Below are 14,300 nucleotides of genomic sequence, written 5' to 3'. Positions count from 1 at the left end.
GTCGGTCCTCGACACGACGCTGCAGGCCGGCTCGCAGCTCACCGACATCCTCAACCAGATGCGCCAGAAGGCCCTGGCGGCCTCCGACGCGGGCGTCGACGACGCCTCGCGCACCCAGTACGAGAACGAATACACGAAGCTCGTGCAGAGCTACGCCAACGTGATCGCCTCGGCCACGTTCAACGGCGTCAACCTGGTGGACAACTCCAGCGGCTCGGTGGCGGCGATCGGCTCGGCCGACGGCGGCATCAAGGTCACCTCGGCCCACCTGAAGCTGAACGCGGCGACGATCTTCGCCTCCGACGGCTCGCTGACGCTGACCGCCGGCACGGTGACGGCTCCGGCCACCACCGCCTCGGTCGACGGCGTCGCGGCGAACGCCGGCGGCTCCTGGGCCGACGGCACGGGCGCGAACGCTGCGGCCTCGCTGGCCGTGATCGACGCGGCGATCAAGTCCGTCACCCAAGGCCTCTCCAGCTTCGGCGTGGACTCCAAGGCGGTCGACAACCAGCTCGACCTGGTGTCGAAGCTGCAGGACAGCCTGAAGACCGGCATCGGCAACCTGGTGGACGCGAACCTGGCTCAGGAAAGCGCCAGCCTGCAGGCCCTGCAGACCAAGCAGCAGCTCGGCGTGCAGGCGCTGTCGATCGCCAACCAGTCGACGACGATCCTGCTCGGCCTGTTCCGCTAGCCCGAGACAGCGGCCGACAAGTCATCGCGGCGGGGAGGGCGACCTCCCCGCCGTTGGTTTTCTGCCTCCGCCGCCTGGGAATCCCATAAGATCGCGGCGAGCCATGTCCGCCCGTTCCGATCCGCCGCCGCTGGAAGCCGCCGCGCGCCGCCGCGCGTTGCTGCTCGCCTGGGCGGCGGTCTGCGTTTTCCTGCTCCTGCAAGACACCATCAACGCGCTGTCGGAACTGCGGGATCGGCCCCGCCTGCAACCCGCCGAGCCGTTCATCTGGGAGTACTCGAGCGCCCTTCTGGCCATGGCGCTCGCGCCGGGCATCGCCTGGCTGCTGCGCGCAGCCCCGCCGAAGCGCGGCGGTTGGCTGAGGTTCGTGCTGGCCCACCTCGCCGGGAGCCTCGCCTTCTGCGGGTTGCATGTCGGCGGCTTCGTGCTGATCCGCAAAGCGCTCTATGCGCTGGCCGGCTCGCATTACGGCGGGACCGACTGGCTCTACGAGTACCGCAAGGACGCGGTCACCTACATCGGCTTCGCGGTGATCTTCTGGCTCGCGGACTGGGCGGCGCGGCAGTGGGCGGCGGGACGCGGCGGCGCTTCCCCGCCCGGCCGGCAGCTCTATCAGCTGCGCGAGGGTCCGCGTGTCGTGCGCGTGCCGCTGGAGGAGATCGTCGCCGTCACCTCGGCGCGCAACTATGTCGAGTTCCACCTGCAAGGCGGACGCAAGCCGCTGGTGCGCGACACGCTGGCGAAGGTGGAGGAGGAGCTCGCCGCGGCCGGGTTCCTGCGCACCCACCGTTCGTGGCTGGTGAACCCGGCGCATGTGCGGGCGATCACCCCGGCGACGGCCGGCGACTTCCGGCTGGAGCTCGACGGCGGGGTCACCGCGCCGCTGTCGCGGCGCTTCCGCGAGGCGCTGGAGACGCTGCGCGCCTCCGCCCTGCCCTAGTCCGGCCTGAGCCTACTGACCGCGCGGCGGCGGCGTATAGAGCTCGACCGGGTTGCCCTCGGGGTCGTCCACGAAATAGGCGACGCCCGCGATGACCTCGCGAACCTCGACGCCCCGGCTCCGCAGATGCGCAGCCAGGCCCTTGGCGTCGGGCGCGATGAGGATCAGCCGGCTCATGTGGTTGGCGCCGGCCGGCCTGTCCGGCGAATGCAGCAGCGCCAGGATCGATCCCGAGCCCTCGTAACCCATGATGTACTCGTAAGGCGCCCCATCGCGCTTGACGGTGTCGACCAGGCGCATGCCGAGCATCTCCTGATACCAGGCGCGCTGACCCTCGAGGTCCCGCACATTGATACCGGGCCCCGCGATCCGCTTGGGCGCGAGCCCGGCCGGGATCTCGGCCGCTGCGGTCATGGCGGCGGTGCTCATCATCAAGGCTCCCATCAGGCCGATCGCCAGCGCATGGCGCATGGGCGCGTTCCCCCGTTCGGCGGCACCGTAGCACGCCGTCAGCCCGCGGAAAGCTTCGCCTCCAGCGCGGCCAGATCCGGCAAGAACCAGACCGAGCGGCCACGATTGGACTCGCCGATGAAGTCGCGCAAGGCGCCGCTTCGGCCGGCGGCCTGCGAGACGTCGCCCAGGATCACGACGCGGCGGCGGTAGCTCACGAACTTCTGCAGCATCTCGCCCGCCACCCGGGTCTTCAGGTCAAGGAACTCAGGCGGCAGGCGGGTGAGCGGGATCACCACCAGTTGCGCTGCGGCGTTGAAGGATTCCCCGACCAGGTCGGCGGCGTCGCGCTCGGATGCGAACAGCGGGCCGTCCGGGTCGCACAGCCAGGCGCGCTGGCCGCCGATCTCGATGGCGCGGCCGCTCATGGGACCGGCCCGCCGAGGAAGGCCTGGATCTGGCGTCGCGCCCGGGGACGATCGGCCGCCCTGAGCGTCTGCCCGCCTTCGGCGCTGCGGTAGATGGCGCTCAACGCGCCTGCTCGAGCCAGACGTCGATGATCCGGAGCATGGCGGCCACGTCGCCCGGCGTTCCCACCAGGACGACCTTGGCCTGCCGCAGCACGGGATCGTGCGCCACATCGATGCTCAAGGGGTGGTCGCCCGGCTGGCGGCCAACGTGGGCGCTGGTGACGACGCGCGCCAGGTGCTGCGCCTTTTCGGGCGCGATGTCCGCCACGTCGACGATGCTCGTGGTCCGCACCTGGCGGCGGCCGACCGCCGACGGGACGAGCCCGAACGCCTCCAGGTCCGAGCGCAGGATGCGATAACTGCGGCCGACCTTCACCGCGCGGAGGCGTCCCTCGCGGATGAAGCGGAGCACGGTCTTGGGATGCAGCTTCAGCCGCTCGGCGAACTGCTCGACGGTGTAGACCTCTTCGGACACAGCTCAGGCTCTCTGATTTCACAACATTCCTAAATGCTCCCTATTTCGGCGTCAATTTGGGACAATAGAGAACATTCTTGGAGGACGTTGCGGCTGCCGGTGGGGGCGATAAGCTTCACGCACACGCGGGTCGGGAGAAGCTCATGGGCGTGATCGTAAGCGGCGAGAGGCGGCTCACGAGCAAGGCGCTGGGGGAGCGCTCGGCGCGCGCGGCGGCGGGCCTGAAGAGCCTGGGCGTCGGCAAAGGCGACCTGGTGGCGCTCTACCTGCGCAACGACCTGCCGTTCTTCGAGGCCAGCGCCGCAGCCGGCCTGGTCGGCGCCTATCCGACGCCGGTGAACTGGCACTACACGCCCTCCGAGGCGCGCTACCTGTTCGAGAACTCCGGCGCGAAGGCGGTCGTGATCCACGCCGACCTGCTCGCGCCGATCCGCGATGCGGTCCCGAAGGGCGTCCAGGTGCTGCTGGTCGAGACCCCGCCGGAGATCGCCGCCGCCTACGGAATCGCGCCCGAGGCAACCAAGCCGCCGCCGGGCTTTCCGGTCTGGGACCAGTGGCTGCAGGGCTTCGAGCCGCTCACCGCGGCCGCCGGCGAGGCGCCCGGCACGATCATCTACACCTCCGGCACGACCGGCCATCCGAAGGGCGTGCGGCGCGCGCCGCCGACCGCCGAGCAGGCGGCGCTCACCGGCCAGATCATCGGTCGCGCCTTCGGCTTCACCGGGCCGCCCGAGGCGATCGTCACCGTGGTCACCGGACCCATGTACCACTCGGCGCCCAACGCCTATGGGCTGATGGCCGCGCGGCTGGGCGCGACCGTGATCCTGCAGCCGAGGTTCGATCCGCAGGAGCTGCTCGCGCTGATCGAGCGCCATCGGGTGACCCACCTGCACATGGTGCCGATCATGTTCAACCGGCTGCTCAAGCTGCCGGACGAAGTGAAGCGCAGGTACGACCTCTCCTCGCTGAAGTTCGTCGTGCACGCCGCCGCGCCGTGCCCCGCGCCGGTGAAGCGGGCGATGATCGAGTGGTGGGGGCCGGTGATCAACGAGTACTACGGCTCGACCGAGACCTCGGCGGTGGTGTTCTGCGACTCCGAGGACTGGCTGAAGCACCCGGGCACCGTCGGCAAGCCGTGGCCGGAAGCCGACGTGCAGGTGATCGACCCCGAGGGCCGGATGCTGCCGCCGCGCGAGGTCGGCGAGGTGGTGGCGCGGATCCGCGGCCTGGCCGACTTCACCTACCACGGCGACGACCAGAAGCGGCGAGACGCCGAAAAGGCGGGGCTGATCGCGCCCGGCGACATCGGCTACTTCGACGAGGACGGCTTCCTCTACCTCTGCGACCGGGCCAAGGACATGATCATCTCCGGCGGGGTGAACATCTATCCGGCGGAGATCGAGGGCGAGCTCGCCAAGATGCCCGGGGTGGCCGACTGCGCCGTCTTCGGCATCCCGGACGAGGAGTTCGGCGAAGCGGTCTGCGCCTATGTGCAGCCGATGCCCGGACAGGACCTCTCCGAGTCGGACGTGAAGACCTGGCTGCGCGCCCATGTGGCCGGCTACAAGGTCCCCAAGCGCGTCGAGCTCGCCGCCGAGCTGCCGCGCGAGGACTCAGGGAAGATCTTCAAGCGCAAGCTGCGCGAGCCGTTCTGGGCCGGCCTCGACCGGCGCATCTGAGGCATCGTCCCGGGGAGCGTTTGGTGCGCGCAGGGGCTTGGGCGACGGGACTCACGATCGGAGCGGGCCTGATGGCGCACGCGGCGAACGCCAAGGCGGCGAGCTATCTCCTGGAGCCGGACGCGGTCTGGACCGCGCCCGAGCCCGCGCCCTGCTCGGCGAACCAGGGGATCATGCGCCGGATCGCCTCCTCCACCTGCGGTGTCGAGACTGCGAAGCTGATGCGGATGAAGTGGCCGCCCTCGACGGGATCGAAGTCGACGCCGGGCGCGGTGCAGACGCCGGTGTCGTTGAGCAGCTGCTTGCAAAAGCCGAGGCTGTCCTGCGTCAGGTGGCCGACGTCGGCCCAGATGTAGAAGGCGCCGTCGGGCGGGGCGACCTCCTTCAGGCCGAGCGCCGGCAGCGCCGCCAGCAAGAGGTCGCGGTTCTTGCGGTAGACGGCGAGATTGGCCTCCAGCTCCTCGGTCGCATCCATGGCCGCCAGGGCCGCATGCTGGGCGAGCGAGGGGGCGGTGAGGAACAGGTTGGAGACGAAGGCGCGGCAGCGCGGCCGATCGGCCTCGGGCGCCACCAGCCAGCCGAGCCGCCAGGGCGCCATGGAGTAGTACTTCGAGAACGAGCTGATCACCAGTGCGCCGGGCTCGAACTCCAGCATCGAATGCGTCGGACCGACGTAGGAGAGGCCGTGGTAGATCTCGTCGGAGACGATGCGGATTCCCCGCGCCCGGCAGACCTCGGCGATGGCCCTGAGCTCCTCGGGCGGCAGGATCGCGCCGGTGGGATTGGCGGGACTGGCCACGATGACCCCCTCGGGCGCGGGGTCCAGGGCGGCGATGGCGGCGGCCGAGATCTGGTAGCGCTCGTTATGGCCGCAGGGGATCTCGATCGCCTGCATGTGCAGCGCCTTGACCGTGTTGCGGTAGGCCACGTAGCCCGGCCGGGCCATGGCGATCCGCGCGCCCGCCTCGAAAGTCGAGGCGAGCGCCAGCACCAGCGCCGCCGAGGCGCCGCAAGTCATGATCACCTGCCGGGGCTGCAGGGGGACGCCATAGGTCTCGCCGTAGTGGCGGGCGATCCGCGCGATCAGCGGCTGGCTCTCCCAGTAGCCCATCGGGTCGGTGTCGAGCACGCGGTGCGCCGCGGCGATCGCCGCCTTCGGGGCGGGCGTCGAGGGCTGGCCGAACTCCATGTGGATGACCGAGCGGCCCTGCGCCTTCAGCTCGTGCGCCAGCACGCTGACGCCGATCGCATGGAAGGGTTCGACGTCCACCATTATCGCCACCCGACGAGCATGTTCAGATCGTTGTACAGGCCGCGCCAAACACAGCGCTATCCCCCACACGGCTCATCCCGGATGGGCGGCATAAATTCATGCGGGCCGGTCGCCGGCGACGGTGGTGCGGTGCATCAGGCGCAGGTGGCCGTCGTAGCCGCCCTCGGCGAAGTGCATGGTGCAGCGGTTGTCCCACATGAGCAGCATCTTCTCGCGCCACTTGTGGCGGTAGATGAACGGCTCCTGGATCATGTGCTGGAAGAGGAAGCCGAGGATCGCCTGGCTCTCCTTCTCGGTCATGCCGGCGATGCCCGTGGTGTAGACCGGCGAGATGAAGAGCGCCTTGCGGCCGGTCACCGGATGGGTGCGGACCAGCGGGTGCGTGAGGCTCTTGTCGGCCTCCGGCGAGACGATGATCTGCAGGGACCGCTTCTCCGTCTCGCGGGCGAACACGCCCTTGACGCCGTAGGCGCGGGTGGCGGAGTGCACGGCGCGCAGCGGCGCCAGCATGGTCTTCATGACCTCGGACAGCGCCTCGTAGGCCCGCGCGCAGTCGCAGAACAGGGTGTCGCCGCCGACCGGGGGGACCACCTCTGAGCGCAGCAGCGTCGCGGCCGGCGGCTGCTCTTGGAAGCTCCAGTCGGAGTGCCAGCCGGCCCCGAAGTTGGTCGCCTTCTCGTCCGGCTCGCGGCGCAGCTCCAGCACGTTGGGATGGCCCGGCATGGGGGCGATGAAGGGGTCGTGGCCGAACGCGCCGATCTGCAGGGTGAATGCTTCCAACTCGTCCAGCGTGAGCGGCTGGTCGGGAAAGGCCACGACCGCATGCCGCGCCCAGGCGGCTTTCACTTCCGCCAGCTGATCCTTAGATAGAGGGCGAGCGAGGTCGGGGCCGACGATCTCGGCGCCGAAGCCCGAGGGCTCCGCCGAGACGCGGATCGTCCGGTAGGGGCTTTCCGCTTCCTTGAGCATGGCCGGCCTCCTCACGTTGCGTCACGGCGCAGCGGCGACGAAACACCTGTTTGCCACACGTAGCCCAAGACTGTAATCGAACCGCGCCATGACCGTCATCGACACCGCCGAAGACAAGCTGATCGAACTCACGCCGGACCACACGGTCAATGCGCGCGAGACCTTCGGCGTCGACTTCGACATGAAAGTCCCCGCCTTCCCCGAGCGCGACGCGCACGTGCCGGACATCGACGACGCCTACAAGTTCGACCCCGAGACCACGCGGGCGATCTGCGCCGGCTTCGCCTACGACCGCCGGGTGATGATCCAGGGCTACCACGGCACCGGCAAGTCGACCCACATCGAGCAGGTGGCGGCGCGGCTGAATTGGCCGCTGATCCGGGTGAACCTGGACAGCCACGTGAGCCGCATCGACCTGGTCGGCAAGGACGCCATCGTGCTCAAGGAAGGCAAGCAGGTCACCGAGTTCCGGGAAGGCATGCTGCCCTGGGCGATCCAGCGGCCGATCGCCCTGGTGTTCGACGAATACGACGCCGGGCGCCCGGACGTGATGTTCGTGATCCAGCGGGTGCTGGAGGCGCAGGGCAAGCTGACGCTGCTCGACCAGAACCGGGTGATCCGGCCGAACAAGTTCTTCCGCCTGTTCTCGACCACCAACACCATCGGCCTGGGCGACACGACGGGGCTGTACCACGGCACCCAGCAGATCAACCAAGGCCAGATGGACCGCTGGTCGATCGTCACCACGCTCAACTACCTGGCCCATGACGTCGAGGCCGAGATCGTGCTGGCCAAGGCCCCGGCCTACAACACGCCCGAGGGCCGCCGCACCATCGCGGCGATGGTGCGGGTGGCCGACATGACCCGCAACGCCTTCATGAACGGCGACATCTCGACCGTGATGAGCCCGCGCACGGTGATCACCTGGGCGCAGAACGCCGAGATCTTCGGCGGCGACCTGGCGCTCGGCTTCCGGATGACGTTCCTGAACAAGTGCGACGAGCTGGAGCGCGGCACGGTCGCCGAGTTCTTCCAGCGCGCCTTCGGCCAGGACCTGCCAGAGAGCACCGCCCGCGTGCGGGTGGCGTAAGGGGACGATTCTGCGTTCAGTCGAACACGTAGCCGCCTTGCTGCGCGATGGGATTGAACAACGAATACGACCACTGACCATTGAAATCGCCGCGCCAGACATCTTCGTCGAAGATCGTCGTCTGGCTGGGGTCTGCGTAAAAGTACCCATCGGTGCGGCCGAGATCGAGACTCTCGCCCGTCGATTTGATGACGATCGAGACGTCGCCCACGATCCATTGAAACGAACCGTAGTCGTGGATTACGGACCAGTTCGTGAAACGTAGCTCAAGATCGGCTGCTGTCAGCGCTCCGAAGTCAATTCCTTCAACATGACTATAGGTCAGTGTTTCGTCGCCAAAATCGCCATGTGAGGTGAAGTTGTCGGTGGCGATGCGGTCATGGCCGCTCCCCACAGTAAAGCGAACCACGGCGTCCCAGGTTTGAACGCCCCTCGCATCGAGCAGATCATTTCCTGGGCCGCCGAGCAGCACCACGCCTTCTGTGTTGGAGGTTAGAGTGTCATCGCCATTGCCACCGTCGAGCACGTCGCGGGCGCTCGCGTCGTCAGCGCTGCGATAAGATGTGCCTCCGCCCATGTCCGTGAGGACATCATTGCCGTCGCCTCCCGAAAGGGAGTCCGTGCCGTCGCCGCCGTCGAGCGTATCCTCGCCCTGGCCTCCGACCAGCGTGTCATCACCTGCCTCTCCATGAAGGTGATCGCTGCCATCGCCCCCGTTCAGCGAATCGTTTCCAGTCCCTCCCCAAAGATAATCGGCCCCGCCCGAGGCCACTAAGGTGTCATTGCCATCAAGACCAAGAATGACATTGCTCCAACTGGTCGTCTGAGCTGAAACATCGATCGCGTCGTTCTCGCCGGCCGGAGGAATGATCGACACATCCACATGTTGGTTGTCGCTGTAGCTTGCTCCATATTGAAGTTGGCTACCTCGTGCATCGGAAACAGACGTAACACTCCGAAATAGGATGCCTGAATCGAATCCGTGAGCCCTTCTCCTGCAGCTACCGAATTCTGCAGGATGGTTGGGTCCCCTTTGTAGTCGTGGGCAGTTTCGCCGATCCCGTAAGCGTCAGTCGGATCGTGTCCAGATCCCAGCAAGTGACTAAGCTCATGAGCGAGTTCGAGTTGCCAAGTCGACTGGACCATCACTCCGTGGTCATTCATAAAATAATCCGTCGGAGAGAAGGCGACAGCGATATAGGGATACGCCCCTTCATCGGTGAATGAAGCGCCGTCACTTGTCATGGCTATGCGTATTGGTATCGAGGCAGCCGCGGCATCGTTGAGAAGCGACTGCATCAGACTTGATGAATCATACATCGACTGAAGGGCAGAAAGCACAAGTGCTTGCGTGTCCGCGCTAGTTATCTCTGAAACACCAACATAGCTATCACCCCAGGTCGCGTAGTCAAAGGTCACGTCCGCTTGAACATCCGACCACGTCGTCATTGTTATAATCCTTGATGGAAGCAGTTTGCGTTTCGTGAATTCATTGTAATTTCGACCTCTTTGGGGCTCGATAACCGTCCGTTTGTTTCTACGAAGCTTTGGAAATACCTTTGATCGCGCTTGCGCCACATGACCCTGCAGCGCATGGCCCGTCCGGCGGGAGTGCAAAGGCGATCCCCGCGTATAGTGAAAGAGCCTTGGATTACGGCTCTATCGGCGCAGCCTTGGTAATCACCGTTGGATCGAAAGAACTCGAGGCGCTCAGCAGGGCCGGTGTCGGAGATCGGCAGTTCACGAAGTCTCCAATCCTTCGAGAAGAGCCGCTTCAGCTCGCTGGCAGAGAGTCTCTTCGCGCCCGGCACTTCGACCCAGCTACCTTGTGATGCTCCCGCGGCGCGTGCGACCGGCGCGCCCAGGCACAATCCGAGGATTGCGAGCATGATCGATGCGCGACCAAGGGCACTGGACATGGACCACATCCTCATGTTGTATTTTACACGAACACGCCTTTTGCGTGATATCAATGGCGCAGCTTGAGGTTTATCTCTTACCTGGGATCACCTTCACGTTACCCAGTTCGCTCATGACATCCTGCGCCGCGTGAGCCGAGAATTCTTGGCTCGGGCATAGTGCGCGGTCACGCACGTACGTCCCCGCCGCGGCCTGGGAGGTCATAGTCGCTCCAGCGATCAGGGGTCCCGTCTTCGATCCTGCGGACCGAAATCGGGATGACACGAGGACTTAGGGCGGCCCGCGCGGCGGCGGGGCGGCGTCGAATTCGAGATCGTCGCTCGATCCTGCAACAGCCGGAACCCATGCCGGGCTCGAACCAGATTCGGTCTCGGGGCTGGAAATGCCGCTCGGGTCCTCGTCTTCGCGGGGATGATCGACGTCTGAAACCTGGATGCCCAGGGCTTCGCAGAGGCGGGCGATCTGCAGCTCGATCGGATCGCTGAGGAAGGCGTCGAAGACGGCGTCCTCGCCGACCAGCTCGTCGAGCACGGACTCCAGCCACTCGGCCTCGTCCGCCTCGCGCTCGGTCCAGATCAGGCGTTTCACGGCGGCCTCGACCTGGGCCTTGCGGCGATCGACCTTGCGCCGGGTCTCCGCGAGCGCCTCGTCGCGGGCCTCGCGCAGCGCGCGGCCGGCGTCTCGGACCAGCCGCGCCTCGAGCGCCACCGACTGGCGCAGCGAGCGGCCGGCGCGGTGCAGCGCGCCCATCAAAACCGCCTTTTCCTGCGGCGTGGCGGCTTCGGCGAGCGACTGGCCGAGGTCTCGCGCGGCGGCGAGCGCGATCTCTGCGATCTCCGCCAGCATGCGGCCGTGCCGCGCCGCCATATCCTCGGGAACGTTCATTAGAACAAAAGTAGAACATGGAAACGCGGCGCCGTCAAGGAAAACCGCACGTTTGTCCCTCCCGGCCTCGCTGCGCGGAGGATCGTCCCTTCAGCCCGCCGTGGCCGACACGCGCAGGATCATGATCAGGCAGGGGTTCTCCGGCCCCCAGACCTCCATCAGCTCCTCCAGCGGCTCGAATCCCAGCGCCTCGTAGAAGGCGCGGGTCCGCTCGTAAGGCTCGTACGGCAGCGAAGGGCCGCGGGTCTTCACGGTCACGTAGCGCTTGCCGAGCTCGCGGGCGACGGCGACGGCCCTGGCGACCAGGGCGCGGCCGACGCCCTGCCGGTGGGCCTGCGGACGGACCGCGATCAGATGGATGTCGATCGCGGAGAACCCCTGGTCGACCAGGGTCATCAGGCCGAGCGCCTGGCCGGCCTTCTCCGCCACCCAGGCCTGCTCCCGCTCGGCATGGGCGGCGTAGTCGGCGTTGGATTCGGGGATGCCGAACCACTCGGGCAGTTCGGCGAGGATCGAGGCGCAGTCGGCGCCCGCCGGGCGGCGCACGATATCGAGGGGCATGGGAACTCTCGCGATCAGCTCTGGCCCAGCCGGGCCTCCGGGAGCTTCGGCTGGAAGAGCTCGATGGGATTGCCGGATGGGTCCTCGACGATCGCCTGATCGCCGCCGACGCCGGAGACCATGCCGCCCCGGAAGCGCGCGCCGGCTGCCTCAAGGCGGCCCACCCAAGCGGCCAGATCGTCGACCTCGATCGCGAACCGGTTCCAGCCGCCAGGCCGGGGCTGGCTCCCGCCGGACTGGATCTGGCCGCCGCCCGGCGCGGGATTGGGCGCGCTCAGCACGAGGCGCAGCTCGCCGCGCGAGAGCATGGCGAACGCCGGCGCGGGATGCATGTTCAAGGTGAAGCCCAGCTGATCGACGTAGAAGCCGATCGCCGCGCCGACGTCATCGACGATGTAGCGAACCTGAACGCTCGGCATGGCAAGAACTCCTGCCCCGCGGCTTACCATCCGAGACGGCGCATCGGGAACCGCGGCGTCGCCGGGGCTCGCACATCCTGGCCGCAGTCGGCCGCGGAGGCGTTTGATATCGTGGCGAAAAAAGGCTTTCCGCACGGGAACCGGCTCTGCCGTGGCCGACTTAATAGCAGCGCTAGATCAGGACGTCGCCGGCTCGCCGCCGCCCCCGCCAAGGCGAACCGACGCGCGGTTGGAGGGAACATGACAGACGATTCTGACGATGCGGCCGATGCGGACCGCCGGGCGTTCCTGCAGACAGCGGGCCGGGTCGCCGTACCCGCGGGCATGGTGATGCTGCTCTCCACGAGCCTGGTTTCGCCGGCCCTGGCGGCATCCGGCGGCGCGGTCACAAGCGGTGGCGGCGGCGGCGGCGGGGGCCCAGGCGCCCCGCTGCTCGCGTTCCTCGGGATCCCGCCGGCCGCGGCCGCCCTCTCGCGCGGCGGACCGCCCGCTGCGGTCCCTGTGGCGACTGCGCCCGCCGCCCCGCCGGCCGCAACGCCGTTTTGGCCCGGCGCCTCGAGCAGCACGCCGCCCGCCGGCCCGCGCTATGCGGCCGCCGCGCCCCCGCCGATGCGCGGCGCGCCGCCGGCGGCCGCGCCTCGCCGCCAAGGCGCACCCATCCGGCTGTTCGGCGGCCCGCGCCGCAACGAGGCCGGCCCCGCCGGGGAGCGTGGCTGAGAAAGCATCATGGCCGCCGTCTATGCGGCGCCCAGGGGGGCGCACCGGAAGCGGGTGCGATCACGCCGCAAACGCATCGCGCTGCTCGTCCCGGCGCTGAGCATCCTGCTGGCCGCGGGCATGACGGCGGCGGTGATGCGCATCTCGGCCGGGCCCGAGCAGGCGGCGCGCGGGGAGATCGAGGCCCAGCTCGGCTCCGGGGGTTATTCCGCCTCCCTGGCCGAATTCTACGCGCAGCGGGACGACCGGCCGTTGTGGCTGACCGTCTCCGGGACACCACCGTTCTGGCGCCGCCTCGCCCTGGGTCCGGACGCGGCGCGGGTGATCCGGCTCGCCGCGCACAACGGGATCGGCGGCGCCGCGGCGGCCGCGCGGGCGCTCGACCAGGCGCGCTCCGGCGACCCGGCCGCTCTGGCGCGGAGCGACCTCATGACCTCGGCGGCGCTGGCCGGCTATGTCCGCAGCCTGACCCCGAGCGGCCCGGAGCCCCTGGCGTTCATCGACCCGGAGCTGGCCCGACCGACCGACGACGGCGACGTGCTTCGCCAGGCGACCAGCGCCGCGTCCCTGACGCGATACGTCGAGGCCGTCGGCGAGGTGAACCCCGTCTACCGCGATCTGGCCGCCGGTCTGGACCAATACCGCAGAACCTGGTCGAAGCTGCCGCAGATCCGCATCGCCGACGGCCCGCGCCTGCAGACCGGCGACCGCGACGCACGGACGGCGGTGCTGCGGAAACGCCTGGGCGTGGCGGAGCCGGCCGCCGATCCGGCGCTGTTCGACGCGACCCTCGCGCAGGCGCTGCGCCGCTTTCAAGCCGCGCACGGGCTGGCCGACACCGGCGAGATCGACAGCCCGACGGTGGCGGCGCTCAACGCCGGTCCGGCCCGGTTCGAGCAGCTGATCGAAGCCAACCTCAAACGCGCCAGGGCGCTGCCGCCGGTGCTCGCGCGCCGGTTCATCCTGGTCAACGTCGCCGCCCGGGAGCTCTGGGTTTACGAAGACGGCCGCCCGAAGCACGCAATGCGCGTCGTCGTGGGGACGCGCGAGGAGCCGACGCCCGAGATGGTCGGGCTGCTGCGGTACCTGGTGTTCAATCCCTACTGGAACATCCCGGTCGATATCGTGCGCACGTCCATCGCCCCGCGCGTCCTCAAGGAAGGGCCGGGCTATCTGCAGCGCGCACACCTCGAGGTCCTGTCGGGCTGGGACAAGGCGCCGAGCACGCTGAACCCGACGCAGGTCGACTGGGCGGGCGTGAGCCAGGGCTGGCAGGAGTTGCGCGTGCGCCAGCGGCCCGGCGGCGACAACATGATGGGCCAGGTCAAGTTCATGGCGCCCAACAAGCTCGGAATCTACCTGCACGACACGCCCAACAAGGCCGCGTTCCAGGATCCCCAGCGGCTCCTCAGCGCCGGATGCATGCGCCTGGAATCCGCCCAAGCGCTGACCCAGTGGCTGCTCGGCGCGGCGCCTGACGTGCGCGCCATGGGCCCCGATCAGGCCGCCTTCCTGGACCAGCCGGTTCCGCTCTACATCACCTACCTGACCGCCGCGCCCTCGCCGGGCGGCGTCGCCTTCTTCCGCGACGTCTATGGCAAGGACGCCGCGATGCCGGTGCCGGGGATCGGCCGATGAGCACGCAGACGCTCGAGCGGCCCTCGCCCGCGCGTCCGCCGCCCTGGATGCAGGGCCCCCTGGCGGCGGCGCCCGGCGTGCGGCGGCTGACGCTGGATGGCCGCGAGGCGCTGTTCTGCGAGC

At 68.4% G+C, this 14,300-nt stretch carries 16 protein-coding genes; 6 read left to right on the top strand and 10 right to left on the bottom strand.

All coding sequences use genetic code 11. The annotated features are described in order from the left end of the window. Positions 1-691: flagellin (locus Q0W60_RS16040; RefSeq protein WP_297697089.1), on the top strand; the 691-nt coding region annotated here is incomplete at its 5' end. Positions 692-794: 103 nt separating this feature from the next. Further along, positions 795-1,631, top strand: a complete 837-nt coding sequence (locus Q0W60_RS16035) for a LytTR family DNA-binding domain-containing protein (protein WP_297697088.1) — start codon at positions 795-797, stop codon at positions 1,629-1,631. 12 nt (positions 1,632-1,643) lie between these two features. Here the strand turns inward: Q0W60_RS16035 and Q0W60_RS16030 are convergent, their stop codons facing one another. The 3 genes from Q0W60_RS16030 to Q0W60_RS16020 all read right to left on the bottom strand — a co-directional run bounded on the left by Q0W60_RS16030 (position 1,644) and on the right by Q0W60_RS16020 (position 3,026). Continuing rightward, the gene (locus Q0W60_RS16030; protein ID WP_297697087.1) at positions 1,644-2,102 is read right to left on the bottom strand and encodes a VOC family protein; all 459 of its coding nucleotides are present in this window, start codon (positions 2,100-2,102) and stop codon (positions 1,644-1,646) included. A 38-nt stretch (positions 2,103-2,140) separates the two neighbouring features. Then, positions 2,141-2,509 carry a DUF4180 domain-containing protein gene (locus tag Q0W60_RS16025; RefSeq protein WP_297697086.1) on the bottom strand — a complete coding sequence of 123 codons (369 nt, stop codon included), beginning with the start codon at positions 2,507-2,509 and terminating at the stop codon, positions 2,141-2,143. 100 nt (positions 2,510-2,609) lie between these two features. Then, positions 2,610-3,026 (bottom strand): helix-turn-helix domain-containing protein, encoded by a 417-nt coding sequence (locus Q0W60_RS16020; RefSeq protein ID WP_297697085.1) that lies wholly within the window; start codon positions 3,024-3,026, stop codon positions 2,610-2,612. A gap of 143 nt (positions 3,027-3,169) precedes the next feature. Between Q0W60_RS16020 and Q0W60_RS16015 the strand changes: the two genes are divergently transcribed. Beyond that, on the top strand, positions 3,170-4,705 hold the full coding sequence (locus tag Q0W60_RS16015; protein WP_297697084.1) for an acyl-CoA synthetase: 1,536 nt from the start codon (positions 3,170-3,172) through the stop codon (positions 4,703-4,705). Positions 4,706-4,808: 103 nt separating this feature from the next. Here the strand turns inward: Q0W60_RS16015 and Q0W60_RS16010 are convergent, their stop codons facing one another. Together Q0W60_RS16010 and Q0W60_RS16005 are read right to left on the bottom strand one after the other, a co-directional pair. Beyond that, positions 4,809-5,981: an aminotransferase class I/II-fold pyridoxal phosphate-dependent enzyme gene (locus Q0W60_RS16010; RefSeq protein WP_297697090.1), complete on the bottom strand. Its 1,173-nt coding sequence runs from the start codon at positions 5,979-5,981 to the stop codon at positions 4,809-4,811. A gap of 93 nt (positions 5,982-6,074) precedes the next feature. Next, positions 6,075-6,947: a TauD/TfdA family dioxygenase gene (locus tag Q0W60_RS16005; RefSeq protein WP_297697083.1), complete on the bottom strand. Its 873-nt coding sequence runs from the start codon at positions 6,945-6,947 to the stop codon at positions 6,075-6,077. A gap of 88 nt (positions 6,948-7,035) precedes the next feature. Between Q0W60_RS16005 and cobS the strand changes: the two genes are divergently transcribed. After that, complete coding sequence (gene cobS / locus Q0W60_RS16000; RefSeq protein WP_297697082.1) at positions 7,036-8,037, top strand: cobaltochelatase subunit CobS; 1,002 nt, start codon at positions 7,036-7,038, stop codon at positions 8,035-8,037. A gap of 16 nt (positions 8,038-8,053) precedes the next feature. On the opposite strand, the gene Q0W60_RS15995 is transcribed toward cobS, so the two are convergent. The 5 genes from Q0W60_RS15995 to Q0W60_RS15975 form a co-directional block, all read right to left on the bottom strand. After that, entirely contained in the window at positions 8,054-8,920 is an 867-nt protein-coding gene (locus tag Q0W60_RS15995) for a calcium-binding protein (protein ID WP_297697081.1), read from the bottom strand. Continuing rightward, positions 8,809-9,486 carry a hypothetical protein gene (locus Q0W60_RS15990; protein ID WP_297697080.1) on the bottom strand — a complete coding sequence of 226 codons (678 nt, stop codon included), beginning with the start codon at positions 9,484-9,486 and terminating at the stop codon, positions 8,809-8,811. The genes Q0W60_RS15995 and Q0W60_RS15990 overlap by 112 nt, the downstream gene beginning before the upstream one ends. A gap of 741 nt (positions 9,487-10,227) precedes the next feature. Beyond that, the gene (locus Q0W60_RS15985; RefSeq protein ID WP_297697079.1) at positions 10,228-10,824 is read right to left on the bottom strand and encodes a hypothetical protein; all 597 of its coding nucleotides are present in this window, start codon (positions 10,822-10,824) and stop codon (positions 10,228-10,230) included. Between the two features lie 108 nt (positions 10,825-10,932). Then, complete coding sequence (locus Q0W60_RS15980) at positions 10,933-11,403, bottom strand: GNAT family N-acetyltransferase (RefSeq protein ID WP_297697078.1); 471 nt, start codon at positions 11,401-11,403, stop codon at positions 10,933-10,935. A 14-nt stretch (positions 11,404-11,417) separates the two neighbouring features. Continuing rightward, entirely contained in the window at positions 11,418-11,822 is a 405-nt protein-coding gene (locus Q0W60_RS15975) for a VOC family protein (protein WP_297697077.1), read from the bottom strand. A 240-nt stretch (positions 11,823-12,062) separates the two neighbouring features. Here Q0W60_RS15975 and Q0W60_RS15970 point away from each other — a divergent pair, with 240 nt between their 5' ends. Both Q0W60_RS15970 and Q0W60_RS15965 read left to right on the top strand, forming a co-directional pair. Next, positions 12,063-12,539: a hypothetical protein gene (locus tag Q0W60_RS15970; protein ID WP_297697076.1), complete on the top strand. Its 477-nt coding sequence runs from the start codon at positions 12,063-12,065 to the stop codon at positions 12,537-12,539. A gap of 9 nt (positions 12,540-12,548) precedes the next feature. Further along, the gene (locus tag Q0W60_RS15965) at positions 12,549-14,177 is read left to right on the top strand and encodes a L,D-transpeptidase family protein (protein ID WP_297697075.1); all 1,629 of its coding nucleotides are present in this window, start codon (positions 12,549-12,551) and stop codon (positions 14,175-14,177) included. Positions 14,178-14,300: the final 123 nt, after the last annotated feature.

It is taken from the genome of Phenylobacterium sp., assembly GCF_025934275.1.
In the GTDB taxonomy this organism is placed as follows: Bacteria; Pseudomonadota; Alphaproteobacteria; order Caulobacterales; family Caulobacteraceae; genus Phenylobacterium.
Note: the sequence above shows the minus strand (reverse complement) of the source record. Positions and strands in the feature narration are given on the sequence as shown.

What these genes read in the sequence shown, in the direction of transcription:
- cobS (WP_297697082.1), top strand. Translation starts at nt 7,036, where the DNA reads ATGACCGTCATCGACACCGCCGAAGACAAGCTGATCGAACTCACGCCG.
- Q0W60_RS16005 (WP_297697083.1), bottom strand. Translation starts at nt 6,947, where the DNA reads ATGCTCAAGGAAGCGGAAAGCCCCTACCGGACGATCCGCGTCTCGGCG.
- Q0W60_RS15980 (WP_297697078.1), bottom strand. Translation starts at nt 11,403, where the DNA reads ATGCCCCTCGATATCGTGCGCCGCCCGGCGGGCGCCGACTGCGCCTCG.
- Q0W60_RS16030 (WP_297697087.1), bottom strand. Translation starts at nt 2,102, where the DNA reads ATGCGCCATGCGCTGGCGATCGGCCTGATGGGAGCCTTGATGATGAGC.
- Q0W60_RS15975 (WP_297697077.1), bottom strand. Translation starts at nt 11,822, where the DNA reads ATGCCGAGCGTTCAGGTTCGCTACATCGTCGATGACGTCGGCGCGGCG.
- Q0W60_RS15985 (WP_297697079.1), bottom strand. Translation starts at nt 10,824, where the DNA reads ATGGCGGCGCGGCACGGCCGCATGCTGGCGGAGATCGCAGAGATCGCG.
- Q0W60_RS15970 (WP_297697076.1), top strand. Translation starts at nt 12,063, where the DNA reads ATGACAGACGATTCTGACGATGCGGCCGATGCGGACCGCCGGGCGTTC.
- Q0W60_RS15965 (WP_297697075.1), top strand. Translation starts at nt 12,549, where the DNA reads ATGGCCGCCGTCTATGCGGCGCCCAGGGGGGCGCACCGGAAGCGGGTG.
- Q0W60_RS15990 (WP_297697080.1), bottom strand. Translation starts at nt 9,486, where the DNA reads ATGACGACGTGGTCGGATGTTCAAGCGGACGTGACCTTTGACTACGCG.
- Q0W60_RS16025 (WP_297697086.1), bottom strand. Translation starts at nt 2,509, where the DNA reads ATGAGCGGCCGCGCCATCGAGATCGGCGGCCAGCGCGCCTGGCTGTGC.
- Q0W60_RS16035 (WP_297697088.1), top strand. Translation starts at nt 795, where the DNA reads ATGTCCGCCCGTTCCGATCCGCCGCCGCTGGAAGCCGCCGCGCGCCGC.
- Q0W60_RS16015 (WP_297697084.1), top strand. Translation starts at nt 3,170, where the DNA reads ATGGGCGTGATCGTAAGCGGCGAGAGGCGGCTCACGAGCAAGGCGCTG.